Origin of the sequence: Amycolatopsis sp. FDAARGOS 1241 (assembly GCF_016889705.1) — a bacterium.
In the GTDB taxonomy this organism is placed as follows: domain Bacteria; phylum Actinomycetota; class Actinomycetes; order Mycobacteriales; family Pseudonocardiaceae; genus Amycolatopsis.
The window spans coordinates 7,454,753-7,481,723 of the sequence record NZ_CP069526.1; the positions used below are offsets into that span (position 1 = coordinate 7,454,753).

A 26,971-nucleotide genomic window follows, 5' to 3' on the forward strand; every position below is an offset into this window, starting at 1 on the left:
ACTCGGGCCGCTCCCGCCACGAACGCGGCGCTCGGCGGCTTGCTGCCCTGCGCCACCTTCTTGACCAGCGACTGCGAGAGGTTGGCGCGCCGTGCGAGCTGGAGCTGGCTCAGCCCCTTCAGCTTGCGAGCTGCTTTGAGCCGATCGGCGACGCTGTCCCCGGAAGATCGGGCACGCGCATGGTGCTCCTGCCGTCCGCCTGGTGTCCCTTCGGTGTCCCTCCAGCAAACCAATCACTTTTAGCCTCTCGGCAGTAACTATCAGCTACAACGCGTGTGGACGGTGCACGATGACGGCGCAGATTGCGGGCACGCTGCCCGCAGACGAGATCGAAGAAGCGGCGTACGCCGTGCACTTCTGGGCGGAGGAAGCCCGCAACCACCTGTTCCGCCGGGCCGAGGTCGACGACCCGGTTCACGACGTGCTGGAACCGCAGTGCACCCGTGGGCGCGTGATCCCCGCGCGCTGGGTGTTCCGTTCGGAGCTGTCCGACGAGCACGGCGGCGACCGCGACCGTCCGCGGGAGGGCCGGCTGTGCTTCCGGAGGCGATGACGGTGGGCTGGTGGATCCGCGACGACGGCGGCGAGACGGTCACCGACCCTGAGACCGGCGTCGTGATCGCGTCGGCGATGTCCACGACTTCGTGCGAGCTGTCCTCCGGCAGTCGGGTGCTCTCCTGGGAACAGCCCGCCGCCGACCTGTCCGAACCGGGCACGATCGAGCTGCCGTGCCCCAACGCCTGCGGCGACGAGTGACGGAGCGTGACCGGGTTATCGAGCAAACCGAGGACCCGGCCCACGAACCATTCGCGGCCGGGCGGACCAATCCCGGGAAATCGGCCACGACTTCATCACTGCCATCCTTCGGCAGACCGGGCATCTCGAGCATTGACCGGCGCAGCGGCGCGGAGGTGCCGAAACCGCCGAAGTCCTTTGTGGACCCCCCGGCCGTAAACAACTTCCCCGGCCGCCCCCTGCCCTGCCAAGATCACCGGATGGGGGTTCCACGGCCGTTGCGCCACCGGCGGTTCACGCTGTTCTTCACCGCTCGGCTGGTCTCGCTGCTGGGCAGCTCCATGACCCCCGTGGCGCTCGCCTTTGCGGTGCTCGACAGCAGCCGCACCACCGGTGACCTGGGCGTGGTCCTCGCGGCCAACATGGTGCCCATGCTCGCCCTCCTGCTGGTGGGTGGGTCGGTGGCCGATCGGTTCCCGCGGGCACTCGTCCTGCGCGCCGCGAACCTCGGCAGCGGCGTGACACAACTGGTCGCGGCCGGGATCCTGCTCACCGGTGACTACTCGCTCCCGGCGCTCATCGCGACGGAGTTCCTCAACGGCGTCCTCACCGCGTTCACCACGCCGGCGCTGCGCGGGATCGTGCCGCAGCTCGTGGAGCGCGCGAGCCTGCGGCAGGCGAACTCGCTGCTGGCCACGGCGCGCAACGTGGCCAAGGTGACGGGCCCGTCGCTCGCCGGGGTGCTGGTGGTGACGACGAGCGGCGGCTGGGCGATCGCGGCCGACGGGGTGTCGTTCCTGGTCGCCGGTGCGCTGCTCAGTGCGTTGAAGCTGCCACCCGCGCCCGCCGCCGCCCGGGAGTCGGTGGTGCGCGGCATCCGCGAGGGCTGGCGCCACTTCCGCCGCATCCCGTGGCTGTGGCAGATCGTGGCCGCCTACACGGTGGTCAACATCGCGCAGACGGGCGTGTGGCAGGTGCTCGGCCCGATCATCGCGCGCGACACAGTGGGCGAGGCGTCGTGGGATGTGGTGCTCAGCGTGCGGGCCGGGGGCGTGCTGATCACGGGTGTCCTGATGTACCGCGTCGCAATCAGGCGGATGCTGTCGCTGGGCCAACTGTGCGCCGCGCTCGGGGCTACGCCGTTGCTCGTGCTCGGCACCCACCCCGGCTTCCCCGCGCTCGCCGCGGCGGCGCTCATCGCGGGCGTCGGCAGCGGCGTCGCCAACGTCGCCTGGGACACCACGATGCACGAAAACATCCCGAGCACCTGCTGTCGCGCATGGCTTCCTACGACGACTTCGGTTCCTACGTGGGCATTCCCCTCGGCCAGCTCTCCGCGGGGCCCCTGGCCTCGGCCTTCGGCGCGGGTCCCGTGGCCACCGCCGGCGGCGTGCTCCTCGCGACGGCCGCGCTCGTCCCGCTGCTGTCGCCGGCTGTGCGGAGCATGCGCCACGACACGAAGCAGGCCCCCTCCCTGCCGTGACGGGGAGGGGGCCTGCTCCGACCCTCAGTGGCGGATCACACGAGCAGCAGGAACGGCAGGCCGTTCGGCGAACCGAGGCCGGTCACGTCGTCGTAGCCCTCGGTCGTGTGGATCGTGAGGTTGGGGTAGTCGAACGTGCGGGCCGACGTGAGCAGCCCACCCGACGCGTCGACGCTGTTGGCGAAGTCCACGCGCTCCACGGCACCGTCCACGTGCTTCACGTCGTAGATCACCGAGGTGCGCGACGTGAGCTGGTACAGCGCGGGGTTGATGAAGCCGTGGTGGAAGTGGTCGAGCGAGTCGGCCACGGCCATCACGCCGGCGAAGACCGGCGACGCGAGACTGGTGCCGCCGATGCGGTACTGGTCGTAGTAGTCGCCGTCGGGGAAACGCTGCGTCTGGCCCACCAGCATGCCGGTGTTCGGGTCGGCGACCGCGGAGATGTCCGGGACGACGCGGCCCTTCTTGTTGCCCTTCTGGTTCTTCGTGGACAGCGCGTCCGGCACGACCCCCTTCTGGTAGAAGGGCTGGCCGAACACGCGGCTCGTGCCACCGCCGGCGCCACCGTTGAACGCACCCGGGAACGCCGGGGCGTACGCGCCGTTGGTCAGCGTCGACTTGCCGGTCTCCCAGCCCGTCTCGAAGATCCGCTGGCCCTTCTTGTCCACCGCCAGCGAGGTGCCGCCCACCGCGGTCACCCACGGCGACGAAGCGGCGAAGTCGGGCGAAGGCGTGCCGAGGCGCGCGGCCTCGTCACCGTTGTCGCCGGAGGAGAAGTAGACGCCGATGCCCTCGAGCGCCGCCTGCTCCGCGATCTGGTTGAACGCCTTGATCTCGCTCGCCGGCAGGTCCTCGCCCGTGTCGCCGTAGGAGTTCGACACGATGTCGGCCTTGTGGCCCGCGACGACGTAGTTCAGCGCGGTGTCCAGTGACAGGTCCTCGCAGTCGGAGCCGCCGACGTAGAGGATGTCCGCACCGGGCGCCAGGCCGTGCGCGGCCTCGACGTCGAGGGTCTCCTCGCCGTACCAGCCCGAAGCGTCGCACTGGTCCGGCGGCTCGAGAGCCGGGTTCGCCGGGAAGACGTGCTGGCTGAACTGCGACTGCTTCAGCGGGTGCGCCGGGTCGTTGCGCTTGGCGTACTCGGACGCGTCGGCGTAGATGGTCGGCGACGCGAAGGCATCCACGATCGCGATCGTGGTGCCACTGCCGTCGGCGCCCAGCTTGGCGGCCTGGTCGACGCCGTAGGCAGAACGCAGCTGCGCCGGCGTGTAGCCGCACGGCGCGTACGGCAACTGCTTGCCGTTGTACGCCGGGTCGGTGGTGTCGGTCTTCTCGCCGTAGTAGGCGCTGCACGGACCGGAGTTGCGGAAGCCGGGTCCGGGCGGCGCGGTCTGCGGGCCGGACGACTCGGCGGTCCGCGAGTCGGCTCCGTCGGTGTGGTCCGGCTTCAGCAGGTTCGTGGCCTGGTCGACACCGACCACGCCGAGCACGTCGGCGGCCACCGACGCGGGCACGGACAGGTCCTTGTCCGCCGCGCGCAGCGTCTGGCCCTTCACCGAGTACTTGCCGAGCGTGACGTCGAACGCCCGCTGGACCTGGTCGGCCGAGCCGGTGGCCTCGACGTACGCGCGGTTCGACGGCACGTCACCGATCTTGAACCCGGCGCCCGAGAGCCAGTTCTTCACCGCCGCCACCGTCTGGTCCGACGCGGCGTAGCGGTCGCGCACCTGCTCCGGCGACAGGTACTGCTTGTAACTCTTCGACTGCGGGTTCGACACGGCCGCGGCCGCGGCTTCGGCGCCGGCTTCGTCCCGCTGGTTCAGGTACACGCGGAAATCCAGCTGAGAGGCCGGCGCGGTGTCGGCGACCTTGGCCCCGGGGTTCGCCCAGAGCGGGTGCGACTGGGGGATGTCGGCCCGCCCCTGGGCCGACGCCACCGCCGGCGTGGTGGCCGCGAGACCACCCGCCACCGCCAGCGAAAGGAACACGGTGAGACTTCTTCGCACAGGCAACTCCCTCGTGAATCGCGGACCCCAGGCCGCGAACGTCCGGCCTGAGACTAGGTCCGCACCCGCCGCCGGGGAAGCGCCGGCCACGCCGGTTCGCAACCGTTATCTCGCCCGCCGGATCGATCTTCGGCGGCAGGACAAGGAGAAGTCCGATTCGTCCGCACTGTCCCGAGTGGAATGGCGGGAGATACGAGGAAAGTCCGGTTTTCGTGTTCCGCCGAACGGTAACACGGAGCACGCCGGGCGGCCGAGCACCACCTACTTCCGTCTGGTGCTTCGGCCGCCCGGATGATCAGACCGCCTGCAGGCCCTTCGAACCCGCGTTGACCACGAAGCTCTTGTCCGCGTTGATCACGAGCTTCGCCGGGTCGTTGACACTCGTGTCCGACACGACCACGAAGTCCGCCAGCAGCTGCGCCGGCGTCGCGGTGACCCGCACGTACCCGCGTTCGCCCTTGCAGTACTTGATGTGCGGGTTGTTCGCGAGCCACGCGGCGCTCGGCGGCGCCGCGTCGTCGCTGTTGGACGTGACCGAAGTGGTCACCAGCTCCGAGCCGACGATCGGATCGCTGTGGTCGAAGTAGTCCTTGCGCAGGTCGGCCGCCCAGTGGCGGTGCACATCACCGGTGAGCACGACCGGGTTGGGCACCCCGCGGTCGATCCAGCCCTGCGTGATGCGGTCGCGCGAGGCCTCGTAGCCGTTCCACGAATCCGGGCTCTCGCACGTGGCCGAGCTCCCGTCGCCGTCGCGCTGCGCGAAGAACACCTGCTGACCCAGGAAGTCCCACGTGGCCGGGTGCGACTCGAACGCCTTGAGCAGCCACTGCTCCTGCGCCGTGCCGGTGATGGTGCGCGACGTGTCGCGGTAGGGCCCGCACGCCGTGCCGCTGACCTGCGCGCTGCGGAACTGGCGCGTGTCCATCATGTGGAAACGCGCCAGGTTGCCCCACAGGAACTGGCGGTACAGCTGGATCGACGCGCCGTTGGGCTTGGCCGTGGACCGGATCGGCATGTGCTCGTAGAACGCCTGGAACCCGTAGCCCTTGCGCGCGGTCGAGGCGGGGCTCGTGGTGCTGTTCCAGTTGTTCATCACCTCGTGGTCGTCGAACACGACCATCCAGGGGGCCAGCGCGTGCGCGGCCTGGAGGTCCACATCGGTCTTGTGCTGGCCGTGGCGCGCGCGGTAGAGCGCGAGCGTGGTGGTGTCCGAAGGCACGGCGAGCTTGCGCGGGTTGAGCTCCGCTTTCTTGCGCCCGGAAGGCTTTTCGTAGATGTAGTCGCCGAGGAACAGCACGAGGTCCGGGTCGTCGCGCACCACGCCCTTGTACGAGTGGTACCAGCCCTCTTCCCAGTGCTGGCAGGAGGTGAAGCAGTACTTCAGCCGGTTCACGGCCGCGCCGGCGGCCGGCGCCGTGCGCGTGCGCCCGACCGGCGAAATGTACCCACCGGCCTTGAAGCGGTAGAAGTAGTCGCGGGCCGGCTCGAGGCCCGTCGGTTCGATGTGGACACTGTGCGCCGAAGCGCGCACCGCGCTGGCCGATCCGCTCTGGACGATCGAGGAGAACGCTTCGTCGTTCGCGATCTCCCAGTCCACGGCGTACGTCGCGTCCGGCATGCCGCCGAACCCGTCGGCGTTGAGCGGCGCGGGCGCGAGCCGCGTCCACAGCACGACGCTGTCCGGCAGCGGGTCGCCCGAGGCGACACCGAGCTGGAACGGGTCGTGGATCGGCGGTGCGGCGATCGAGGTGCGCGCGGTGGCCCACGAGGGCAACGCGCTCGTGGTCGCGGCGGCGGTCACGGCGGCGAGTCCGCCCAGCAGCACCGAGCGCCGGTTCACCTGGCCCATGGCAGGGTTCCTTTCTGGAGAACAGGGGTTGTGTCAGGCTGCGAAGTCGGTGAGGCCGGCGCTGCACCCGGCGAAGGTCGGCGGCGACGTGTGGTGGCCCGTGCAGACCTTGTAGAACACCCACTTGCCCTTCGCGACGGGCGCGGCCTGGTCCACCGATGTGCCGTTGCCGCCGGAAGCCCAGACGTAGTAGGGACCCGAGCCGTCGGCGAGCCAGTACTGCACGACCCCGGAACTGCCGTCGGCGTTGGTGTCGTAGGCGACGAAATGCGCGTCGGCCGAGCGGAACACCCCTTCGGCGGCGCACGACGCGGCGCACTGCGCGCTGCCCGTGCCGGTGCCGCAATCGGGGGCGACGCGGCCGTCGGACCCGGTCTGCACGTAGCCGTCGGACACGTACCCGCCGAGGGCGGGCACGTAGTCCCAGATCGTGGTGGTGCCGAGCGGTCCGGCCGCGGAGTTGCCCGTGGTCTGGCACTCGATGTTCACGGTGGCACCGTTCGCGACCGTTTTTACCGACGTGGCCGCGGTGTTGGGCGCGCGGCGGACGTTCAGCGGGTCACCGGCGGTCTGCACCTTGCCGGGGACAGTGGCGGACGCGGGCACCGCCGCGGTGAGCGCGAACCCGCCCACCGCGGCCAGGACGACCCCGAAACCGGCGAGGCGCCGGAGCTTCGAACGCTTCATGGCCGTAGCGTGTCGAGGCGTTGTACACGACCCGTACAAAACGCATTTCAGGGGCGTTCAGCGGCCGAATGGATCTAGCTAAGTGCCACGGACGCTCCTAGCATGCCCGGTCATGGGGACCTTGCCGCTCAGGCGGGTAAATTGTTGACTTCGCTCGCGTTCCGGATTCTCGGGCCGCTGGAGGTCGTCGCTGAAGGCCGGGCCGTCCCGCTGGGCGGGCCGAAGCCGAGGTTGCTGCTGGCCGCGCTGGCTTTCCAGCCGAATGTCGTGGTGTCCACCGAAGTGCTGGTCGAAGTTCTCTGGCCGAGCGCAGCACCTCGTTCCGCGGCAGCCAACATCCGCACCTACGTCCATTCCCTCCGCCGGCGGCTCGCGGACTCGGCGCCCGAGCTGGGCGACCGAATCAGCAGCCGCGCGTCGGGATGCCTGCTCTCGGCCGCAGACGAAGAACTCGATCACGTCGTTTTCGGCAAACACGCCGCCGAAGCGCGGAATGCGTTCGAACGCGGCGACGCGGAATCGGCGCTCGCGCTGCTCGACAAAGCCGACGCGCTCTGGCGCGGCGAAGTGCTCGAAGGCCTGCCGCACGACCACAGCTGGGGTGCCGCGATCGCGCGGCTGACCGAGCTGCGGCTGGCAGTGCAGGAACAGCGGCTGAAAGCGCGGCTCGAGCTGGGCCGCCGCGGCGAGGCGATCGCCGAGCTGCGCGGCCTCGTCACCGAGCACCCGCTGCGTGAACAGCTGTGGCAGCAGCTCGTCACGGCGTTGCGCGACGGCGGCCGGATCGCCGAGGCCGTCGAGGCCTACGAGCTGGCCGAACGCACGCTCGAAGAGGAACTCGGCGCCCGACCCGGCGCCCGGCTGCGGGAGCTGCGGGCGACGCTCGTGGCGCCCGAGACCGCCGTGCCGGTCGTGCCCGTCGACTTGCCCGCCCTCCGCCCGGCGGCTGACCTGCCGATCTGCCAGCTGCCACTGGACCTGCCGGACTTCACCGGCCGCGACGACGTGGTCGAACAGCTGGTCACGCGGCTGCGCGAGCACGGCGAGACGGGCAAGCCGACGGTGGTCGTGTTGTCCGGCGCGCCGGGCGTCGGCAAGTCCGCGATCGCGGTGCGGGTGGCCCACGCGGTACGCGACGCGTTCGGCGACGGCCAGCTCCACGTCGACCTCGCCGGCACGTCGTCGTCGCCGCGGGCGCCGATGGGTGTGCTGGCCGAGTTGTTGCGCGCCCTCGGCATCCCGGATGCCGGGCTGCCGCGCGACCTGCCGGAACGCTCGGCGCTGCTGCGTTCGCGCCTGGCCGGCAAGCGCATGTGCGTGGTGCTCGACGACGCCGGCAGCGCGGCGCAGGTGCGTCCGCTGCTGCCGGGCACGGGCGCGTGCGCGGTGCTCGTGACCAGCCGTGTGCGCCTGCCCGACCTCGACGGAGCGGCGCCGGTGGACGTCGACCTCCTGCCCGAGCCGGAGGCGGCGCGGCTGCTGGAGGGCATCGTCGGCGCGGAGCGCGTGGCGGCCGAACCCGACAACGCGGCGGCGATCCTGCGCCAGTGCGGGCACCTGCCGCTCGCGATCCGCGTGGCCGGGGCGAAGCTGACCAACCGGCCGAGCTGGTCGCTGCGGATCCTGGCCGACCGGCTGCACGACGAGAGGCGCCGGCTCGACGAGCTGCGCGTCGGCGACCTCGCCGTGCGGGCCAGCGTGACGCTGTCCTACGACCTGCTGCCGATGTCGGCGGCCGCGGCATTCCGCTGGCTCGGGGCGCTGGGGCCCGTGCAGTTCCCGGCGTGGGTGGTCGCCGCGATGCTGGGCCGGCCCTCGGCCGACGACGTGCTCGACGTGCTGGTCGACGCCCACCTCGTGGAGCTCGTCGCGTCCGACGCCACCGGCCAGCCCCGTTACCGGCTCCACGACCTGCTGCGTGTGTACGCGGCGGAGCTGGCGGAGCGGGACGCGCCAGGGAAGACGAAGCAGGCGGCGCGACGGGTGCTCGAGGGGTACCTCGGGCTGGCCGTCGCGGCGGCCGAGCGGATGCCGATCCACTTCTTCGGGCAGTACCGCGACCACGCCGTGCCGTATCCGGAACCGCCGGACGGGACCGACGAGCTGCTGGCCGACCCGGCCGCGTGGTTCGCCGCGGAGCGCCACTCGGGCGTCGCCGCGGTGACGCTGGCCGCGCAGCGGGGGCTCGACGACCTGGCCTGGCAGCTCACGGCCGCGTTCACGCCGTACTTCGACCTGCGCGGGCACCAGGACGACTGGCACGCCACCCACGCGGTGGCGCTCGCGGCGGCCCGGCGCGCGGGGGCCGTGCGCGGCGAGGCGATCATCCAGCGCAACCTGGGGCAGATCCACCTGTACCAGGACAGCTACGCCGAGGCGTTCGTGGCGTTCGACGCGGCACGTGAGCTCTACGAGCGGGTCGGCGACGCGCAGGGCACCGGCGTCGCGCTGGCCGGGCTCGGCACGATCCTGCGGATCCAGGGTGACAACGACCTCGCGCTCAAGCGCTGCCACGAGGCATCGGAGCTCTTCGCCGAGGCCGGTGATCCGCACGGTGAGGCGGTGGTCCGGATCGCCGTGGGCGCGGTGTGGATGGCGCAGAAGTGCTACGCGCCGGCCAAGCGGTGGTTCACCGACGCGCTCGAGCTGGCCGCGGCCATCGGCGACCGGCACCGCGAAGCCCACGCGCTGCAGCGGCTCGGGCTGCTGCACCAGCACGAGGGCAACCTCGGGCCGGCGCGCGAGCACGTGACGCGCGCGATCGCCGTGTTCACCGACCTGGGCGACGACCACTGCGTCGGGTACGCCAACCAGAACCTCGGTGAGCTCTGCCTGGCCAGCGGCGACTTCGCACACGCGCAGCTGCTGCTGGTCAACTCACTGAGCGTGCACCGCCGCAACGGCGACCGCCGGTCGGAGGCCGAGGTGTCGCAGCTGCTGGGCGAGCTGCACTCCGCGCTCAGCCAGCCGGAGCGGTCGCGCACGTACTCGGAGCGGGCGCTGGCGATCTGGCGAGAGCTCTCGGCGCGGCCGCAGCAGTCGGCGCTGGAGACGAGGCTGGAGTCCGCGGACTCCACGGGTGAGGGACCACGGATCGTGTCAGCCTGACCCCCATCCGCGCGGCGCCGCTTGCCACCGCGAAGGGTCCTGCCGGGCCGAAGATTCCGGCGGGACCCTTTGTCGTGGGAGGAAACGCGGATGGTGCGGCTCGTCGCGGCTGTTGTCTTGGCGTTGACGGTGGCGCCGGCGCCGCCCGGTTCGTGGCGGGTGGATCTGTCCACGGTGGACGGCGACGACGTCAACGTCTTGTGGACCGGCGACGGACTGACGTTGCGGGATCCGAACCCCGCGTCCGCCGGGAGTCTGGTCAGCCCGACCTTTGCCGTGCCCGTTCCGGCCGGTCGGGTGATCGCGCGCGTGGCGGCGGACGAGCCGCTCGGCACGGCGGTGGAGGTCGACGTCCGCGGCGAGGACGCGGCCGGGAACTGGACGGAGTGGACGAACGGGGCGTTCCCGTTCGCGGTCGACCTGGTCCAGGCGCGGGTTTCCCTGTCCTCTTCGGTGCGTGGGGTGGCGCCGGTCGTGCGGAGCGTGACGCTGTCGGCGGTCCCCGGCGCGGCGCGGTCCGCTGTGGACACCGCGCCCTCGACGTACCGGATCTACGCGACGCGCGAGGGCCTCGTCGGCAGCACGACCTCCAACGGGCACGTGATCGCGAGCCGGGACCACTTCGTGTCGTTCCCGTCGACGAAGTCCGTGTCGCCCAAGGGAAGCGGCACGTACACGGCGAAGGTCTGCCGCACCGACGGCACCCGCTGCGAGTACGCGCCCGTGTGGGAAGTCGGCCCGTGGAACACGCACGACGACTACTGGAACCCGCCGGCTTCGCGAGCCACGTTCCCGACCCTGCCCCAAGGCACCCCCGAGGCGCAGGCGGCCTTCCAGGACGGCTTCAACGGCGGCAAGGACGCGCGCGGTCGCGTCGTCAAGAACCCGGCCGGCATCGACCTCGCCGATGGCGTCCTGTGGGACGGCCTCGGGCTGACCGGGAGTTCGTGGGTGGACGTGACCTTCCTGTGGACAGGCACGGCGGAGGGCTGGGGAGCGGTGACCACGGCGGGCGCGCCGCTGAACCTGCGCGCGAGCGCGAGCACGTCGGCCGCGGTCACGGGACTGGCGGCGAACCACGCCCGCGTGCCCCTCGAGTGCTGGGTGCCCGGCGAGGCCGTCGACGGCAGCGCACGCTGGGACCGGCTGGGCCCGGGCGAATACGTGGCGGAGGCGTGGGTTCAGACCACGGGCGACGTGCCGCCGTGCTGAGTCAGCGGTTCGTGTCGGGCGTGATGTGCTCGATCGTCGGCCCGGAGCGCGCGGCGCCATCGGGTGCGGCCCAGCGAAGCGCCGGGATGGTGAGGCAGCGGGCGCGCGCGCCGTCAGCCCCGCTCTTCGGCGACACCGACGTCCAAGCTCGCCTGTGTGACCGGCAGCGTGCCGGCGTGCTGAGTCAGCGGTTCGTGTCGGCCGTGATGTGCTCGAACAATCCCGGCCGGATCCGCGTGCGCACCCCCTCGGCCCATGGCGCAGCCACCTCGTCGGCTCCGAGCGCGGCGGCGCCGTTGAGGAGCGCGCCGAAGGCGAGGAACGACTTGACCGTCACCGCGTCGAGGCCCGTCGTGTCCGCGACCGTGTCCCACATGCGGGCGACGCGGGCGCGAACCAGTTCGCGCACCTCGTCGTCGCCGCAGGCGGCGAAGCCCTGCAGCTGCAGTTTGAGCGTGGTGCGGTCCGCGAGGGACTCGTAGTAGCGGGCGCCCATGCGGGTCAGCGCTTCGCGGCCGCTGGTGTCCGCCGCGGCTTCGGCCATGCCCTCGCTGAAGCGGTCGAACGCCGCGCCGACCAGCTCCAGGAACAGGGCCTTCTTCGTGCCGAACATCCGGAACACGTAGGCCTGGGTGATGCCCGCCTCGTGCGCGATCGCCTCGACCGACGCGCCGTGGAGCCCGTGCTCGCCGAACTCACCCGCGGCGATGGACAGGACCTGGGCCCGCCGTTCCGACCCGCTCATCCTCACGTGCCCAAGTTATCAGTGACTAACTGCTAACTTCGGGGCATGGCCGATGACACCTGGGCCGGCTTGGCCGACAGATTCGCGGACGGCGCGTACGCCACCGTGAAGGGGCGCGTGCGGACGTACGTGATCCACCAGCAGCTGCTCGACCACCTGCCCGCTCCGCCGGCCACGATCCTGGACGTCGGCGGCGGCGCGGGGCACCAGTCGTTCCCGCTGGCCCAGGCGGGATACGACGTGACGCTGCTCGACCCGTCGGCGGGCATGCTGAACAAGGCACGCGAACGGCTGCCGGCCGCGTTGCAGGACCGCGTGACGTTCGTGCAGGCGGACGGCGAACACGCGTCGACGGCGGTTTCCGGCGTGTTCGACGCCGTCCTGTGCCACGGCGTGCTGGGTTACCTGGAGGACCCTGCCGAGGTGCTCGACCAGCTCTGCGCCTGCGCCGCGCCCGGCGGCCTCGTCTCGATCATGGCCGGCAACGCTCACGCGTCCGCCGTGCGCCCCGCCCTGGAACGCCGCTGGGCCGATGCCCTCGCCTCCTTCGACGCGACGAGCGAGATCGGCGTCCTCGGCCTCCCCACCCGCAGCGACACCGTCGAAGACCTCAGCGCCGAACTGACCGGCCGCGGCGTCTCCCCACTCGAGTGGTACGGCGTCTGGCACTTCGTCGACTGGCTCGACCTCAGCGGCGCCGACCTCGACCCGGACAACACCGCCCAGGTCGCCGCAGCGGCGGCCGTGGAACTGGAGGCGGGCCGCCGCGACCCGTACCGGCAGCTCAGCCGGATCTTCCACTTGGTGGGACGCAAGGAATCCTGAGTCCGGCCCGGATGGCGTCGGCGGCGACCATCAGGCGATCCGGCAGGCGGCCGCGCCGTTGTGCAGAAAGCGGGCGCGGCCGTGCCGGTCGGCGCCGACCAGGGACAGGACCTGGTGGCCGTTGGCCTTCGGTGCGGCGGTGATGATCGCGCTGTCGCCGAGGCGGACGACCTCGACGCGGTCGTCGGGCTTGCCGAGGAAGGACTTCGCGCGTTCGGCGCGGGGGCGTCGGGTGAGGAACGCGTGGTCGTTCTCAACGGTGAGCGTGAGGTCGTACTGGGTGGTGCGGTAGGTGCCGCACATGCGGTCCACGTCGATGGGGGCCGGATTCGCGGGCGGCGCCGGCAGCGGCGCCGTCTCGACGCCGGCCAGATCCCTGAGCACTGCGCCGAAGATCTCGTGGGCCAGCGGCTCGGCACCCGAACTGTTGGTCAGCACAGCCACCGCCACGCCGGCCGACGGAGCGACGCGCAGGAACGCCTTCTGTCCCCTGGAGACACCGGTGTGGCCGACGACGCCGTCCCGGTAGCGCATCCAGCCGAGCCCCCAGCCGAGGATGCCGCCGCCGAAGTCCGGGACGGGTTCGAGCTGGGGTTCGCGCAGTGCCGCGAGCGCGCGGTCGTCGAGGTGCAGGCGGACGAACTCCAGCAGGTCGCGTGCGCTCATCGCGAGATGGGAGCCACTGGGCGTGGAGAAATAGCGGACCGCCCAGCTCTTCGTGGGCACGAGTGCCCCGCCGGTCTCGACATGGCCGACCGCCGCCCGGTGCAGGATCGCCTCGTACGTGGTGGTGGCGACGGTGGGCAGGCCCAGTGGCGTCACGAGGCGCTCGCGCAGCACGTCGTGGAAGGGCTTGCCGCGCAGCACCTCCACGAGCCGGCCGAGCACCACGTACCCGCTGTTGGAGTAGGAGAAGAGGGTGCCCGGCGGGAGAAGGTGCTCGGCATCGGCGAGGGTGGCGACGAACTTCTCGATCGCGTCATCGTTGCGACCGGTGTCGGGGACGTGGTTGCCATCGATTCCGCCGGTGTGGGTGAGCAGGTGGCGGGTGGTCAGGGATTCCGTCGCGGCCGCGTCGCTCAACCGGAAGCCGGGCAGGTAGTCGCGAACGGGACGGTCGAGGTCCAGGACACCGTCGTTCACCAGGTGCTGGATCAGCGTGGCCGTCCAGATCTTGGTGATCGAGCCGATCTTGAACACCGAGTTGGTCGTGGTCTCGACCCGGGTGTGCAGGCTCAGCACTCCCGCGGCTTCGTCCTGGATTTGCCCGCCGGCCAGCACCGCGACCTGTGCACCCGGTACGTCGTACTTCGCGATGAGCTCGCGCAGCTGCCACCCCACCTCACCAGCCTAGGGCAAGCAAACCGGGGGCGAGTGCTCGAGATCAGCAGCTCGACAGGTCGATCGCCCGGTCCAGTTCCCGCGGCTTCAGCACCCGGAGAATCCCTTCCAGCAGGTAGTAATCCGCATACGGCAACGAAATCTCGACCCCGTCCTCGGCGGGCCGGTTGCGCGTGCAGCGGGCGACCACCGCGTCGGCCCGGGTCGAGCGGGTGGTCAGGCAAGTCCGGGCCGTCGCCTCCAACAGGCGCAGGCCCGCGACCCGGTAGTGCGGCTGGCCCGAAACCTCGGCCAGGTCCAGAAGCCCGCACGCCATCACCACGCCGGCGGACGCGTCCTTGATGTCGTTCGGCGCCTGTGGGGCCAGGTAGTCCCACACCGGCACGTTGTCCGGCGTCAGAGCCCCGAGTGCGAAGTCCGACAGGCGCCGCGCGGTGGTCAGGAACGATCGGTCGCCGGTGCGGCGGTACATGGTGGTGAAGCCGTAGATGCCCCACGACTGGCCACGCGACCAGCACGAACTCGCGCTGTAGCCCTGCACCGTGCCGGGGCCGAGTTCGGCGCCGGTGGCCGGGTCGAAGTCGAAGACGTGGGGCGTGGACCCGTCGGGGCGCACGAACACGCGCTGGGCCGTTTTGGCGTGCTCCACGGCGATGTCGAGGTACTGGCGCTCACCCGTCTGCCGAGTCGCGAAGTCGAGCAGGTCGAGGTTCATGATCGTGTCCATGATGATCCGGCCCGCGTCCTTCGGGTCGGTCAGCGCACCCCAGGCCCGGATGAAGTGGCCCTTCGCGTTGTAGCGCTTGATCAGCGACGCCGCGGCCTGCAGCGCGCCGGCGCGCCACTTGTCGTCGCCGGTGAGGCGCCAGGCGGTGACCCACGACGGGTAGAAGAGAAACCCGAGGTCGTGGGTGGAGGTGTCGTTCTGGCGCGGAGCGAGTTTGTCGGCCGACGCGAGAGCGAGGTCGCTGAATTGCGAGTCGCCCGTGTAGAGGTGCGCCATCCAGAGCGTGCCGGGCCAGAATCCGCCGACCCAGTCACCATTCTGGGAAAAGGCCCATTTCTCGAACTTGGTCCCCGTCGGAAACGCGGTGACGCCCGGCGCGACCGCGCGCAGCTTCTTCACCGCGTAGTCTGCCGCTGAGCGGAACACCGCGGTTTGACCGGAGACGCCCTGGTCGGAGGCTGCCGCCGGAATGGTGCTGGTGGCCGTCGCCGCCACCGCGGCACCGGCCGCCGTGGTCAGCAGAGTACGCCGGGAAACGCTCACGAGTGCCCGCCATTTCACAAGTGGGGAAATGCATAACCGGAAGGTCGACTGAGTTTTACACGACCGTCCTGACCTTGTACACCCGCCGAAGCGAGCATTCACAACCGTGAATTGTTCAAGGATGTGAACTCGCATTTCCGCGGCAGGAGCGGCTCCCGGGCGGCGAACCGGAACCGCTCCGGCCGGACCACTCAGTGGTGGTGGTGCGCGTGGACGACGGCGTGCCCCTTGCCACGGCCGATCATCCACTTGTTCACCGGCACCGTGACCACGAAGGCGACGGCGAGCGAGAACGCCAGCGACAGCCAGAACAACGCGCTCGTCAAGCCGGCGTCCAGCGCGCCCGGGATGACCACGACCACGAGGTTGTCGATGATCTCCATCACCGCGATCGACACGGTGTCGGCGGCCAGCGCGACCTTGAACGCCGCGGCGAGCGCGAGGCCGGACTTCAGGACACCACGCATCGTCAGGCCGTAGCCGAAGACGAACGCGAGCACGATCGACAGCACCACCGTGGCCGCGTTGTGCAGCCCGAACGCGGTGCCGAGAACCATGCCGAGCACCTCACCGATGGCACACCCGGTGAGGCAGTGCAGTGTCGCCTGGATCGCGGTGGACCAGGGTGCTCCGTGCTGGTGGTCGGTCATGGCGCTCACCATACCCCCTTAGGGTATAAACCGACGAGCATCGTCTTCAGCGACGCGATCTCCGCCTACGCGGGCCGACGACCTACCGGGCCATCGCGTTCCCGGCTGTGGCACTCCCCTGCACCGCCTCAGTTCGCGCCACCTCGACGGCACCCGAGGGGTGGGCATCTCGTGATCAGCCTAGCTAAATACCCCGAACGGGTACCCCGTTACTGCGCCATCCGGTTGAACTCACTTCAGTAACCCTTTGCACACAACCGGTTGACCCCCGTGACCGGTCTCCCTTACGTTCGCTCCAGGTCGCCGGCGGTGCGCAGACCGGGAAACCGAAGGAATGGTGGGGATGCGAAGGCCGTCCAAGACGCTCGTCCTGGGCGTCGCACTGCTGCTCAGCGCGGTGACGGGCCTCGGCAGCTGCTCGTCGGAGTTCCGCACCACGGCGACGGACGACGCCCCCGTCAAGATCGCCTTCGTGCCCAAGGTCGCCGGCATCGCGTACTTCGACGCCATGAGCGCAGGCGGGGTCGAAGCGGCCAAGCGGCTGGGCGTGCAGTGGCTCACCAGGGGCCCCGCGACGGTCGACCCGGCCGCCCAGGCCGCGATCGTGCGCGACCTCGTCGCCCAGCACGTGAACGTGATCGCCGTGGCGCCCAACGATCCCGCCGCACTCGCGCCCGCGATCGCCGACGCGCGGGCCCGGGGCGTCCACGTGCTCACCACCGACACCGACGCGTCGCAGTCACAGCGCGAGGTGTTCGTGAACCAGGCCTCCCCCGAAGGCATCGGCACGGCGCTCGTCGACTCGCTCATGGCGAAGACGGGCGGCGCCGGCAAGATCGCCCTCGTTTCGTGTGGTGAAACCGCGGCGAACCTCAACGCGTGGATCGACGTCGAGAAGTCCTACACCGCGCGGCGCTACCCGAAGGCGCAGATCGTGGAAACCGTGTACGCCGGCGAAGACACGACGACCGCGACCGAGCTCGCGAAGGAGGTGCTCGACCGCCACCCGGACCTCACGGGCCTGATCGGCGAGTGCACCACGTCGGCGCCGGGTGTCGCGCAGGCCGTGCGCGACCAGCAGAAGATCGGCCGCGTGTACACCGTCGGCACGGGCACGCCGCAGACGATGAAGCCGTACCTGCTCGACGGTTCGTGCTCGGCTTCGGTGCTGTGGAACGTCGAATCCCTGGGGTACCTCACCGCGTGGACGGGGCAGCAGCTCACCGAAGGCCGCGGCTTCTCCCCCAGCAACGATGTGAGTCCCGAGCTGCCGGCGGTGAAGTACGACCAGCGCACGAAGACCCTGCTGCTCGGTGACCCGCTGCTGATCACGCAGAACAACGTCGACCAGTTCAAGTACTGAGCACGGCCGGGGCCCCGCGGGGAACCCCGGCCGTTTTCGGACAGCGCTCAGCGGACGTCGATCGTGACCGTCGCCGTCGTGGTGCGGGCGGGCAGCTTCGCCATGTCGATCTTCAGGTACTCCCCGTCGTCCTGCTGCCCGTTCGGGAGCGTTTTGGCGTGGAGCGTGTACGGCGGCTCCGTGTCGGTCAGGCCATCGATGCCGAAGTCGTTGTCGTTGCTGACCACCACGGTGCGGCCGCCGTCGGTGGTCGCGACGCCTTCCACCTTGTCGTGGCCGAAGAAGCCGCCGGTCGGGTCGAACCCGGTCACGAGCGCGCCGAGGTCGAGGAACAGCTTCTTCGACACCGGCTTGATGCCGGCCTTCGCGAGGGCGGCAGTGGCTTCGTCGGTGGTGTCCTTGCCGACGTAGGCGTCGATGCTCTGCTTGGCGTCGCCGACGAGCAGGCCGCCCTTGACCGCGTCGTACGAAGCACCCGAAACGTTCGCCTTCGGGCCGACGTCCGTAGCGCCCGTCAGGTCGATCTCGTAGAGCTTCTTGAACGCGCCCGGCTCGAAATCGCCGTCGCGTTCGTCCACCAGGAACTTCGTGGCCGACAGCGCGGTGATCTCGCTGACGGCCGTGCCGGTGTCGTCCGGGTCGTCAAGCAAGTAGAGGTACTCGTGCGTCGCGCGGGACTTGAGGTCGACGGTCACGATCCGCAGCGTGGTCACGTTGCCGGGCTTCTTGGTGAGGTCCGGCTGCTGCAACGCCGACTGCATGACCCCGACGAGCGTGCGGCCGTCGGGTGTGAGCGCGAGGCCCTCCATGCCCTTGTTCGGCACGCGGTACTTCAGCTCACGCGGCAGCGTGCCGTCGAACGGCGAGAGCCGCTCGATCGCGCGGCCGTCGGCGCGGAAGTGCGTGATGAACGGACCGTACTCATCGGACACCCAGAACGTGCCGTCGCGTTCGGCGACCAGCCCCTCCGAGTCGTAGCCGTTCGGCGTGGCAGGCAAGGGCTTGCCGTCGAGACCCACGATCGTCTCGCCGGTGTCGGCGGCGGTGCTGACCTGGCCGTTGTACGGCGAACCGTCTTCGGCACGCAGCGGGATCCGCTTCTCCAGCACGGCCTTGCCGTCCTTGAGGCGGAATTTGCCGATGGCCGGGTCGAAGGCCGGCAACGGCTCGACCTTGGCCCCGTCCGGCGCGTCGACGTTCGGCCCGCGGTCGGTGAGCCCGTAGAACTCGTCGCGCGAACCCGGCACCGGCGTGAGCGCGGAACCGTAGGCGCCACCGGTGATCTTCACGCCGCCGATGGTCGCGAGCGGGGGCAGGTCGGTCGGGTAGAGCCGCACCGCGTCCGACACCGAGTAGGTGAAGGAGTCGAGCCCGTGGAAGTCCGCGGCGGGCGTGTAGCGGAACGTCCCGTCGGGGTTGAGGGTCAGGGAACCGTGCGCGGGCGCGGTGTGGCGGACGATCGCGCCACTGTCGCCGCTGCCACGCCCGTCGTTGCCGAGGACCCCGTCGCCGCGCACCTGCAGCGGCTGGCCGGCTCGCGTCCCGTAGTGGTCATCGCGGGCGGCGAACGCGGGGTCGCCACCGCCGTGCGCCGACGCCGTGCCGGTGGCCACCAGCCCCACGGCGAGGGTCCCCGCGGCGACCCCGATTCTCACGCGCTTCATCCGTTTTCTCCTCCTCCGGCGTCACCCGACGCCGGAGGACGAGTCTGGTTACCGGAGTTGGACAACGCCCGTCATCGAGGCGACGCCCGCGTTAACGGCCGCGCCTCACATGCGCGGCGGCTGCGCCGCCGCCGAGGATGAGGACCAGCGCGGTGAGGCCCCACCTGCGGTGTTTCTCGACGCGCTCACCGGCGTCGGCCACCGGTCCGGCCGTCGGGACCGGACGGAAGTTCGCCGGCGGCGCCGCGGCAGCCGGTGCCGCGACAGGATCCGCCGGCGCCGAGACCGGCGCCGGGTTCACGGACGGCGGTTGTTCGGCCACTTGGCGCGGTGGCGCGACCACCTGCGACGGCGCAGGTATCACGGAACTCCGCGACGGCGTGGGAGACGGCGGTGGTGGCAGTGACGGTGGTGGCAGTGACGGTGGTGGCGGCGGTGGGGCCGCGACGGCGAGGCACCCGGCGGCGTCCGAACTGACGAGCTCCGGACCCGTGCTGATCTCCACGGCCGGCCCGGCTCCGTTACGGGGCAACCGGTACGTGACGCTGCGGCGCCCGATCTTGTTCGCGGTCGCGTAGAGCGCACCATCCAGTCCGAACACGACCGAGCCGTACGACGTCGCGAGCGGGAACTCCAGCCCAGGCACGGCAGCCACCCGGCCGTCGCGCGGGTTGATCGTGACCACCGAACCGTGGCCGGCCGCGGTGACGGAAACGCCGTACAACAAGCCATTCGCGGGGTTGTAGGCGATGTCGTCGACACCGGCGGACAGCACGACGGGCCGCAGCTGCACGCGCCCGGTGACGTCGAGGTACGCGCGACTCGCCGGATCGGCGTCCACTGTGTACAGGTTGTCGGCGCGCAGCACGTACCACGTGTTCGCGGCCATGGCACCACCGACGGCGCCGGTCACGCCCGCGCCGCGCTGGCTGCCGAGGTCCGTCACCCGGCCCGAACTGTCGACGCGCACGACGTGAGCCTTGTCCGTGACGCCGTACGACACGCCTTGCTCCGCCGAATAGGCCAGCGCGTTGATCGAAGAGCCGGCGCTGCCTAGCACGCGGCGCTCACCGGAGGGCAGCGTGAGCCGCACGATCGAGGACGAGTGCGTGGTCTGGTTCTCGACCTGCAGGACGGGACACGACGCGGGTGCCGCCCCGCGCGTGCGGCCGGGCGGCCCGAGCCAGCCCGACACGACGAGCAGGGCCGACACGGCGACCGCGGCCGCCACCACGGGAACGAACCGGGGAAGGCACACGGCGGTCAGGCGAGCCGGGACAACGCCGACGTGAACGCATCGGGCTGGATGCTCGCGCCGCCGGCGAACGAGTTCTGCAGCTGGTAGATCGCGTAGACCAGCAGCGCGATCGTGCCCGCCAGCGTCGACACGATCACCAGGTGCGCCGCCATGCGCGTGCCACCGAAGAGGTTCGGCAGCAGCACGCAGATGACGCTGCCGAGGATCAGCGCGAACCACACGACCGAGCCGACGCCGCTGGTGGCCGCGGCGGTGAGCCGGGCCTGCCGGGCCTGGTAGACCTGCCACAGGTCGTTGGCGGCCTCGGTTTTGCGGTCGTTCTGCCAGTCGTTGCCGGCCGGCGCCGCGGCGATCGTCTTGCGCAGCTGGTCGAGCTGCGTCCAGCCCGTCTGCGGGACCTCGCCGTCGTCGGCGAGCCGCGGCCACTCCTGGTGCTGCACGGTGTTCGCGTACGCCTGGGCCAGCTGCTGCACGCGCGGCCCGGTGTCGCCTGGCAGCGCTTCGGCGGCCCACGTCATCGCGACGAGGCTGTCGGCCTCGGTGTAGGAGCCGTCGCGTGCCGTGCCGACCGTGTCGAACAGCGAGATCAGCACGAACGCGACGAGCACCGCGTGGAGCCCGCCGACGATGGTGAACACCTGACCGGCCGCGTCGTTGTTGTCACGACGACCTTCGTCCCAGCCGAACCGCCGCACCAGATAGCCGATCACGGCGGCCACCACGGCCGCTCCGACCACCCAGAAGATCCCGGTCAGGTAGACGTTCATCCGACCCCTTTCCCACTTGAACACCGCGCGTTTCACCATTGTTCGGCGAATTCCCGACGCGGGCCCGGCTCAAGCTAGTCACGCGATTCCGGCGCGACAAGCAACAGCACTTCGGTTCATTCGAGTGGCCGTGTGCGGGACCTGCTGATCACTGGAACGGAGCAGTTGAACGTTGGAACACCCGCTCTGAATAGGCCTGTCACCTGCGAACCACCGTAGATCTCTCGCAGAAACTCCCAACCGGGTGACAGCCATCGACCCACGGTGACCGGAATCGGACATCGGAAGATCATCTCGAAACTGGCAGTCTGACAACAGGAACTGAAATGCCCGATTACCCCTTCTGGCAAACAGGTGAATCGAGTCTGCTGACCCGATCGTGGGGTTGTCCGCACAGGTCGGCTTGATATGTTGAATCCCGCGGCGCCGTTGAAATGAATTCACGCAGCAAACGATGTTGCATTCGTGCTGGACCCTATTTCGCACGTTGGATATTCGACGATGGGTGGTTTTCGCAGTGACCGTCACGGACCCCGTGGACTCCGCGAACCCGGAACAACCGCAACTGAGCCTGGGCCGGGCCGCGGCCCGCACGCTCGCGACGACGACCAAGTCCGTTCCGCAGATGCAGGGCATCACCACGCGGTGGCTGCTCAAGGTGCTGCCGTGGGTCGAGGTCTCGGGCGGGGCGTACCGCGTGAACCGCCGGCTGAGCTACTCCGTCGGCGACGGCCGCGTCACGTTCGCCACCACCGGTGCCGAGGTGCGGGTGATCCCGCCGGAGCTGGGCGAGCTGCCCCCGCTGCGCGGCTACGACGACGAGGAGGTGCTGACCGAGCTGGCCGGGCGGTTCGTGCAGCACGAGTTCGAACCCGGCGACGCGCTCGTGGAGTTCGGTCACCAGGCCGACCAGGTCTTCCTCGTGGCGCACGGCAAGATCAGCAAGGTCGGCACCGGCGCGTACGGCGACCAGACGGTGCTCGGCACCCTCGCCGACGGCGACTACTTCGGTGACACCGTGCTCACCACGGCCGACGGGATCTGGGAGTACACGGCCAAAGCCGTGACCGCGTGCACCGTGCTTTCCCTGTCCCGCAGCGAGTTCCAGGGCGTGCTCGAGCGGTCCGATTCGCTGCGTGAGCACGTCGCGGCCGTCGCCGAGGGCGCGGCGGGCCCGGCCAACGACCACGGTGAGGCGGCGATCGACGTCGCGTCCGGTCACGACGGCGAACCGCAGCTGCCCGGCACCTTCGTGGACTACGACTCCGCACCGCGGGAGTACGAGCTGAGCGTGGCGCAGACCGTGCTGCGGGTGCACTCGCGCGTCGCGGACCTCTACAACCAGCCGATGAACCAGATCGAGCAACAGCTGCGCCTGACCGTCGAAGCCCTGCGCGAGCGGCAGGAACACGAGCTGGTCAACAACCGCGACTTCGGCTTGCTGCACAACGCGGACTACGCGCAGCGCGTGTCGACCCGCACCGGGCCGCCGACCCCGGACGACTTCGACGACCTGCTTTCCCTGGTGTGGAAGGACCCCGCGGTCTTCCTGGCCCACCCGAAGACGATCGCCGCGTTCGGCCGCGAGTGCAACCGCCGCGGCGTGTACCCCGACGCCGTGGACCTCGGCGGGCACCAGGTGCCGGCGTGGCGCGGGGTGCCCGTGCTCCCGTGCAACAAGATCCCGGTCACCGACACGCGGACCAGCTCCGTGCTGCTGCTGCGCACGGGCGAGCAGGCGCAGGGCGTCGTGGGCCTGCACCAGACCGGTCTGCCCGACGAATACCAGCCGGGCCTCAACGTGCGGTTCATGGGCATCAGCGAGCAGGCGATCATGTCGTACCTGGTGAGCGCGTACTACTCCGCCGCCGTGCTGGTGCCCGACGCGCTGGCTGTGCTGGAGAACGCCGAGATCGGACGTGGTGACTGATGCCCGCGCCGGCCACGCCGCCGCGGCCGCCCGAGGCGGGGGCTCCCGGGCCTTGCGCGGCGCCCCTGCCGCCGTCGGCGTTCGGGCCGACGGGGCTCGGCACGAGCGCGCTGAAGATCGTGCCGAGACCGGCGGACGCGCGAACCCCGGACGCTCCCGAGCCTGACAAGCGAGGAACCGCATGACCGTCGCCGAAGAACCGCGCGCGCCGCTTTCGCTGTCCACGCGCGCGGCCCGCACGCTCGCCACCACCACGAAGTCGCTGCCGCAGATGCGCGGCATCACCCCGCGCTGGCTGTTGTCGCAGCTGCCGTGGGTCGAGGTGCCGTCCGGTTCGTACCGGGTCAACCGACGGCTCACCTACACGCTCGGCGACGGCCGGGTGAGCTTCTACAACACCGGAGCGCAGGTGCACGTCGTGCCGGCGGAGCTGGCGGAACTGCCGCTGCTGCGCGGGTTCGGCGACGCCGACGCGCTCGCGGCACTGGCCGAACGGTTCGAGCAGCGCGAGTACGAGCCGGGCGACACCGTCGTGACGGCCGGCGCGCCGCTCGACACGGTGGTGCTGGTGGCCCACGGCAAGGTGGCGCGGACGGCGCCGGGCGCCTATGGCGAGGACGCGCACCTGGGCACGCTCACCGCGGGCGATCACTTCGGCGGCTCGGTGCTCGGCGGCGGCGCCGGGACCTGGGAGTTCACCGCGAAGGCACTGACCCGATGTGTCGTGCTCGTGCTACCGGCCGACGCGTTCGAGCGGCTCAACGGGCGCGTCGAAAGCCTGCGCTCGCACATTCGGTCCGTGCTGCAGAACCCGGCGAAGGCGCACAACAAATCCGGTGAGGCGAACATCGACCTGTCCGCCGGGCACGACGGCGAGGTCGCGCTGCCGGGCACGTACGTGGACTACGACCCGGCGCCGCGGGAGTACGAACTCGCGGTGGCGCAGACGATCCTGCGCACGCACAACCGCGTGACCGACCTGTACAACCAGCCGATGAACCAGCTCGAGCAGCAGCTGCGGCTCACCGTGGAGGCGTTGCGCGAGCGGCAGGAGTACGAGCTGGTGAACAGCACGGACTTCGGCCTGCTGCACAACGCGGACCTCGGGCAGCGCATCACCACCCGCTCGGGTCCGCCGACGCCCGGCGACCTCGACGAGCTGCTGTGCCGCCGGCGCAAGTCGCGGTTCTTCCTGGCCCACCCCAAGGCGATCGCCGCGTTCGGGCGTGAGTGCACCGCGCGCGGGCTGTACCCGGCGAACGCGGTTCTCGACGGCCGGCGCGTGACAACGTGGCGGGGCGTGCCGCTGCTGCCGTGCGACAAGACCCCGGTCTCGCCGCGGGGCACCACGTCGATCTTCGTGCTGCGCACGGGCGAGGAGGACGCGGGCGTGATCGGGCTGCGGCCGGCGGAGCTGCCGGACGAGTACCAGCCGGGCCTGAACGTGCGGTTCATGGGCGTGAACGACCGGGCCGTGACGTCGTACCTGGTCAGCGCGTACCACTCGGCCGCGGTGCTGGTGCCGGACGCGCTGGGTGTGCTCGACGACGTGGAGATCGGGCGCTGAGGCTCACCTTCGGAGAGGACGTATGACCACAGTGGACACGCGGGCGAGGTCGGTTCCGGAGGTGCTGGCGTGGAGCCGCGAGCTGTGGGAGCCCGCGATGCGCGCGGCGGTCGACCGGCTGCCCGAATCGATGCGGCGCATCGCCGGTTACCACTTCGGGTGGTGGGACGGGTCGGGCTCGGGTGCCGCGGTACCGAGCGGCAAGGCTTTGCGGCCGGCGTTGGTGCTGTTGTCGGCGGAGGCCGCCGGCAGCGATCCGGCCGACGCGGTCGCGGCCGCCGTGGCGGTGGAGTTGGTGCACAACTTCTCGTTGCTGCACGACGACGTCATGGACGGCGACGAAACCCGGCGGCATCGGGCGTGCGCGTGGACCGTGTTCGGGACCAGTCCGGCGATTCTGGCCGGCGATGCCTTGCTGGCGCTGGCTTTCGACGTGCTGTCGGTGGACGGTCCGACTTCGGCTCGGGTGTTGAGCACTGCGGTGCTTCACCTGTTGCACGGGCAGAGCGAGGATCTGGCGTTCGAACGGCGGCCGTCGGTCGATCGGGAGTCGTGCGTTCGCATGGCGGAGGGCAAGACCGGGGCGCTGCTGGCGGCGGCTTGCACGCTCGGTGTGCTGGCGGTGGGTGGGCGTGGTGAGCACGTTGCGGGACTGGGGGCGTTCGGTCAGTCGTTGGGGCTGGCTTTCCAGCACGTCGACGATCTGCTGGGGATCTGGGGTGACCCGGCGGTGACGGGCAAGCCGGTGTTTTCGGATCTGCAGAGCCGGAAGAAGTCGTTGCCGGTGGTGGCCGCGTTGGGTGCTTCTGGTGCGGCTGCGGTGGAGTTGGGTGGGTTGTATCGGCAGCAGGAGCCGTTGTCCGAGGCCCAGCTGGTGCGGGCGGCTGAGCTGGTGGAGTCGGCTGGTGGGCGGGAGTGGAGTGCTTCGGAGGCTTCGCGGTTGGTCGGGTGTGCGTTGGAGGCGCTGGAGGGAGTGGCGCCGGTGAGGAGGGCCGGGGCGGAGTTGAGGGGGATTGCCGAGCACATCACGCGTCGGGATCGTTGAGGGGTGGGGTTGGCGGTTGTGGTCTCGCGCCTTGGCCAATGGGCGCGTGGATTCGGTTGCGGGAGAATGCTTGCGACTCGTTGCGCTGGCGCGCAACGTTGCGCGCAGGGTGGTTGCGAGGGGCACCCCGATCGTTGAGTGTCACCGGAGGCGGGGATCGAGGTGCTGGGCGGGGGCTGGGTGCACCGGTGGGTTTTGCAGATCGGTGCGGGGAGGCTCGGTGGGTGGTGCGTGGCGTAGGCGAGGTGGGTGGCGGGGGCACCGGGGCTTGTTCTGTGGCCGCTGGGGCGCCGGTGGATTGCGGCTACTTGCCTGGACGGGTGAGGCCGTTGTCGGCGGCGCCGCGGGAGAGGACTACCTCGTCGGTGTTGGAGAGGGCTTCCGTGCCGCGGGGGGTGGGGGTGGCGGTGGTCAGGTCGCGGAGGCGGATGGGTGGGCCGAGGTCGATGAGGGTCGGCAGGTATTCGGCGCGGGAGACGGTCCAGTGGGCGCCGGAGCGGGAGAAGGTGAAGCGGGCGGCGACGCCTTCTTCGGTGGAGCCGCGGGGGTCGTCGTGGCGGGCGATTTCGTTGCCGAGGCCGTAGGCGACCCACTTGTTCTCCACCTTCTCGAACGGCTGGACCACGTGGGCGTGGTGGCCGATGATCAGGTCGAGATCAGGGGAGGCCAGGAGTTTGCGCGCCAACGACTCCTGTGAGGCCGTCACCTCGTGGTGGTATTCGGTGCCCCAGTGGAGGCTGGCGATCACGACCTGCGCGCCGGCTTCCCGGGCGGCGTGGGCGGCGGCGAGGATCGAATCAGCGTCGATCTCGTTGGCCAGCCACGGTTTGCCGGCCGGGCGTTCAATGCCGTTGAAGCCGAAGGCGTAGGAGAGCTGCGCGACGCGGACGCCGTGGACATCCAGGATCAGGGGCTTGGCAGCTTCCGCGGCCGAACGCGCCGAACCCGTGTGCTTGAGGCCCACCGCGTCGAGTTTGTCCAGCGTGCGCGTGATGCCCGCCGCGCCCTTGTCGAGGGTGTGGTTCGACGCCGTGGAGCAGGTGTCGTAGCCGGTGTCCTTCAGGGCGTCCGCGATGACCGGCGGCGCGCTGAACGACGGGTACCCCGTGTACGGCCCAGCCTCGGGCGCCAACGGTGTCTCGAGGTGGCAGATCGCCAGGTCCGCCCCGGACACGAGCGGCTTCACGCCCGCGAGGATCTGCCGGTAGTCGATGGTGCCGCCACCGTCGGCCATGGCCTGGTCGGTCAGCGGCGGGTGGATGAGGACGTCGCCGGTGGCCACCACCGTGAAGGAAGCCGCGGGAGCAGCCGGCGACGAAGGCACCGGCGAAGCGGGCAGAGCCGGCTGCGCGGCCGGCGCACCACTGCACCCCGCCAGCACCAGCACGGCTCCGGCCCACGCCAAGGCCGGTCGGATGCGTGCCACGTTCGCCCCCTTCGTCCAGATACGGCCGCGTTGCGCGCCA

General features: G+C 70.6%; 21 protein-coding genes and 1 pseudogene. 10 read left to right on the plus strand and 12 right to left on the minus strand.

Annotated elements, in window-relative coordinates; translation table 11 throughout:
- Positions 1-50 precede the first annotated feature (50 nt).
- Positions 51-233, minus strand: a pseudogene (locus I6J71_RS51345) (multiprotein-bridging factor 1 family protein); the annotation flags it as partial.
- A 56-nt stretch (positions 234-289) separates the two neighbouring features.
- Here I6J71_RS51345 and I6J71_RS36265 point away from each other — a divergent pair.
- The 3 genes from I6J71_RS36265 to I6J71_RS36275 all read left to right on the plus strand — a co-directional run bounded on the left by I6J71_RS36265 (position 290) and on the right by I6J71_RS36275 (position 2,336).
- On the plus strand, positions 290-553 hold the full coding sequence (locus I6J71_RS36265) for a hypothetical protein (RefSeq protein WP_204090981.1): 264 nt from the start codon (positions 290-292) through the stop codon (positions 551-553).
- Positions 550-756 (plus strand): hypothetical protein, encoded by a 207-nt coding sequence (locus tag I6J71_RS36270; RefSeq protein ID WP_204090982.1) that lies wholly within the window; start codon positions 550-552, stop codon positions 754-756. The genes I6J71_RS36265 and I6J71_RS36270 overlap by 4 nt, the downstream gene beginning before the upstream one ends.
- Before the next feature lie 239 nt (positions 757-995).
- On the plus strand, positions 996-2,336 hold the full coding sequence (locus I6J71_RS36275; protein WP_204090983.1) for an MFS transporter: 1,341 nt from the start codon (positions 996-998) through the stop codon (positions 2,334-2,336).
- Here the strand turns inward: I6J71_RS36275 and I6J71_RS36280 are convergent.
- The 3 genes from I6J71_RS36280 to I6J71_RS36290 form a co-directional block, all read right to left on the minus strand.
- Positions 2,254-4,224: a protease pro-enzyme activation domain-containing protein gene (locus I6J71_RS36280; RefSeq protein ID WP_204090984.1), complete on the minus strand. Its 1,971-nt coding sequence runs from the start codon at positions 4,222-4,224 to the stop codon at positions 2,254-2,256. The genes I6J71_RS36275 and I6J71_RS36280 overlap by 83 nt on opposite strands.
- Before the next feature lie 295 nt (positions 4,225-4,519).
- Positions 4,520-6,073, minus strand: coding sequence for an alkaline phosphatase (locus I6J71_RS36285; protein ID WP_204090985.1), 1,554 nt, complete (start codon positions 6,071-6,073; stop codon positions 4,520-4,522).
- Between the two features lie 33 nt (positions 6,074-6,106).
- Positions 6,107-6,760 carry a hypothetical protein gene (locus I6J71_RS36290; protein WP_204090986.1) on the minus strand — a complete coding sequence of 218 codons (654 nt, stop codon included), beginning with the start codon at positions 6,758-6,760 and terminating at the stop codon, positions 6,107-6,109.
- A gap of 102 nt (positions 6,761-6,862) precedes the next feature.
- Here I6J71_RS36290 and I6J71_RS36295 point away from each other — a divergent pair, with 102 nt between their 5' ends.
- On the plus strand, positions 6,863-9,868 hold the full coding sequence (locus I6J71_RS36295) for an AfsR/SARP family transcriptional regulator (protein WP_204090987.1): 3,006 nt from the start codon (positions 6,863-6,865) through the stop codon (positions 9,866-9,868).
- Between the two features lie 90 nt (positions 9,869-9,958).
- Entirely contained in the window at positions 9,959-11,080 is a 1,122-nt protein-coding gene (locus I6J71_RS36300) for a hypothetical protein (RefSeq protein WP_204090988.1), read from the plus strand.
- A gap of 184 nt (positions 11,081-11,264) precedes the next feature.
- Here I6J71_RS36300 and I6J71_RS36305 read toward each other — a convergent pair whose 3' ends face one another.
- A complete protein-coding gene (locus I6J71_RS36305) occupies positions 11,265-11,825 on the minus strand; it encodes a TetR/AcrR family transcriptional regulator (RefSeq protein ID WP_204097404.1) in 561 nt (186 codons plus the stop codon).
- Between the two features lie 45 nt (positions 11,826-11,870).
- Here I6J71_RS36305 and I6J71_RS36310 point away from each other — a divergent pair, with 45 nt between their 5' ends.
- The gene (locus I6J71_RS36310) at positions 11,871-12,650 is read left to right on the plus strand and encodes a methyltransferase (protein WP_204090989.1); all 780 of its coding nucleotides are present in this window, start codon (positions 11,871-11,873) and stop codon (positions 12,648-12,650) included.
- Positions 12,651-12,680: 30 nt separating this feature from the next.
- On the opposite strand, the gene I6J71_RS36315 is transcribed toward I6J71_RS36310, so the two are convergent.
- The 3 genes from I6J71_RS36315 to I6J71_RS36325 form a co-directional block, all read right to left on the minus strand.
- Positions 12,681-13,991: a serine hydrolase gene (locus I6J71_RS36315; RefSeq protein WP_204090990.1), complete on the minus strand. Its 1,311-nt coding sequence runs from the start codon at positions 13,989-13,991 to the stop codon at positions 12,681-12,683.
- A gap of 43 nt (positions 13,992-14,034) precedes the next feature.
- Positions 14,035-15,261, minus strand: a complete 1,227-nt coding sequence (locus I6J71_RS36320) for a glycoside hydrolase family 88 protein (protein ID WP_204090991.1) — start codon at positions 15,259-15,261, stop codon at positions 14,035-14,037.
- A 191-nt stretch (positions 15,262-15,452) separates the two neighbouring features.
- Entirely contained in the window at positions 15,453-15,911 is a 459-nt protein-coding gene (locus I6J71_RS36325; protein ID WP_204090992.1) for a DUF4396 domain-containing protein, read from the minus strand.
- 343 nt (positions 15,912-16,254) lie between these two features.
- On the opposite strand from I6J71_RS36325, the gene I6J71_RS36330 reads away from it, so the two are divergent.
- Complete coding sequence (locus tag I6J71_RS36330) at positions 16,255-17,274, plus strand: autoinducer 2 ABC transporter substrate-binding protein (protein ID WP_204090993.1); 1,020 nt, start codon at positions 16,255-16,257, stop codon at positions 17,272-17,274.
- A gap of 47 nt (positions 17,275-17,321) precedes the next feature.
- Here I6J71_RS36330 and I6J71_RS36335 read toward each other — a convergent pair whose 3' ends face one another.
- The 3 genes from I6J71_RS36335 to I6J71_RS36345 form a co-directional block, all read right to left on the minus strand.
- Complete coding sequence (locus I6J71_RS36335; RefSeq protein WP_204090994.1) at positions 17,322-18,938, minus strand: esterase-like activity of phytase family protein; 1,617 nt, start codon at positions 18,936-18,938, stop codon at positions 17,322-17,324.
- Positions 18,939-19,029: 91 nt separating this feature from the next.
- Positions 19,030-20,169, minus strand: coding sequence for a DUF4394 domain-containing protein (locus tag I6J71_RS36340; RefSeq protein ID WP_239154105.1), 1,140 nt, complete (start codon positions 20,167-20,169; stop codon positions 19,030-19,032).
- Positions 20,170-20,201: 32 nt separating this feature from the next.
- Positions 20,202-20,963 carry a DUF4239 domain-containing protein gene (locus I6J71_RS36345; RefSeq protein WP_204090996.1) on the minus strand — a complete coding sequence of 254 codons (762 nt, stop codon included), beginning with the start codon at positions 20,961-20,963 and terminating at the stop codon, positions 20,202-20,204.
- Between the two features lie 517 nt (positions 20,964-21,480).
- Between I6J71_RS36345 and I6J71_RS36350 the strand changes: the two genes are divergently transcribed.
- The 3 genes from I6J71_RS36350 to I6J71_RS36360 all read left to right on the plus strand — a co-directional run bounded on the left by I6J71_RS36350 (position 21,481) and on the right by I6J71_RS36360 (position 25,505).
- Positions 21,481-22,893, plus strand: coding sequence for a family 2B encapsulin nanocompartment shell protein (locus I6J71_RS36350; RefSeq protein WP_239154106.1), 1,413 nt, complete (start codon positions 21,481-21,483; stop codon positions 22,891-22,893).
- A gap of 181 nt (positions 22,894-23,074) precedes the next feature.
- Entirely contained in the window at positions 23,075-24,460 is a 1,386-nt protein-coding gene (locus tag I6J71_RS36355; protein WP_204090998.1) for a family 2B encapsulin nanocompartment shell protein, read from the plus strand.
- 22 nt (positions 24,461-24,482) lie between these two features.
- Complete coding sequence (locus I6J71_RS36360) at positions 24,483-25,505, plus strand: polyprenyl synthetase family protein (protein WP_204090999.1); 1,023 nt, start codon at positions 24,483-24,485, stop codon at positions 25,503-25,505.
- A gap of 304 nt (positions 25,506-25,809) precedes the next feature.
- Here I6J71_RS36360 and I6J71_RS36365 read toward each other — a convergent pair whose 3' ends face one another.
- Positions 25,810-26,931 (minus strand): CapA family protein, encoded by a 1,122-nt coding sequence (locus I6J71_RS36365; protein WP_204091000.1) that lies wholly within the window; start codon positions 26,929-26,931, stop codon positions 25,810-25,812.
- Between the last annotated feature and the right edge of the window lie 40 nt (positions 26,932-26,971).

What these genes read in the sequence shown, in the direction of transcription:
- I6J71_RS36345 (WP_204090996.1), bottom strand. Translation starts at nt 20,963, where the DNA reads ATGAACGTCTACCTGACCGGGATCTTCTGGGTGGTCGGAGCGGCCGTG.
- I6J71_RS36300 (WP_204090988.1), top strand. Translation starts at nt 9,959, where the DNA reads ATGGTGCGGCTCGTCGCGGCTGTTGTCTTGGCGTTGACGGTGGCGCCG.
- I6J71_RS36265 (WP_204090981.1), top strand. Translation starts at nt 290, where the DNA reads ATGACGGCGCAGATTGCGGGCACGCTGCCCGCAGACGAGATCGAAGAA.
- I6J71_RS36305 (WP_204097404.1), bottom strand. Translation starts at nt 11,825, where the DNA reads ATGAGCGGGTCGGAACGGCGGGCCCAGGTCCTGTCCATCGCCGCGGGT.
- I6J71_RS36285 (WP_204090985.1), bottom strand. Translation starts at nt 6,073, where the DNA reads ATGGGCCAGGTGAACCGGCGCTCGGTGCTGCTGGGCGGACTCGCCGCC.
- I6J71_RS36275 (WP_204090983.1), top strand. Translation starts at nt 996, where the DNA reads ATGGGGGTTCCACGGCCGTTGCGCCACCGGCGGTTCACGCTGTTCTTC.
- I6J71_RS36310 (WP_204090989.1), top strand. Translation starts at nt 11,871, where the DNA reads ATGGCCGATGACACCTGGGCCGGCTTGGCCGACAGATTCGCGGACGGC.
- I6J71_RS36295 (WP_204090987.1), top strand. Translation starts at nt 6,863, where the DNA reads ATGCCCGGTCATGGGGACCTTGCCGCTCAGGCGGGTAAATTGTTGACT.
- I6J71_RS36290 (WP_204090986.1), bottom strand. Translation starts at nt 6,760, where the DNA reads ATGAAGCGTTCGAAGCTCCGGCGCCTCGCCGGTTTCGGGGTCGTCCTG.
- I6J71_RS36325 (WP_204090992.1), bottom strand. Translation starts at nt 15,911, where the DNA reads ATGACCGACCACCAGCACGGAGCACCCTGGTCCACCGCGATCCAGGCG.
- I6J71_RS36335 (WP_204090994.1), bottom strand. Translation starts at nt 18,938, where the DNA reads ATGAAGCGCGTGAGAATCGGGGTCGCCGCGGGGACCCTCGCCGTGGGG.
- I6J71_RS36270 (WP_204090982.1), top strand. Translation starts at nt 550, where the DNA reads ATGACGGTGGGCTGGTGGATCCGCGACGACGGCGGCGAGACGGTCACC.
- I6J71_RS36355 (WP_204090998.1), top strand. Translation starts at nt 23,075, where the DNA reads ATGACCGTCGCCGAAGAACCGCGCGCGCCGCTTTCGCTGTCCACGCGC.
- I6J71_RS36330 (WP_204090993.1), top strand. Translation starts at nt 16,255, where the DNA reads ATGCGAAGGCCGTCCAAGACGCTCGTCCTGGGCGTCGCACTGCTGCTC.
- I6J71_RS36360 (WP_204090999.1), top strand. Translation starts at nt 24,483, where the DNA reads ATGACCACAGTGGACACGCGGGCGAGGTCGGTTCCGGAGGTGCTGGCG.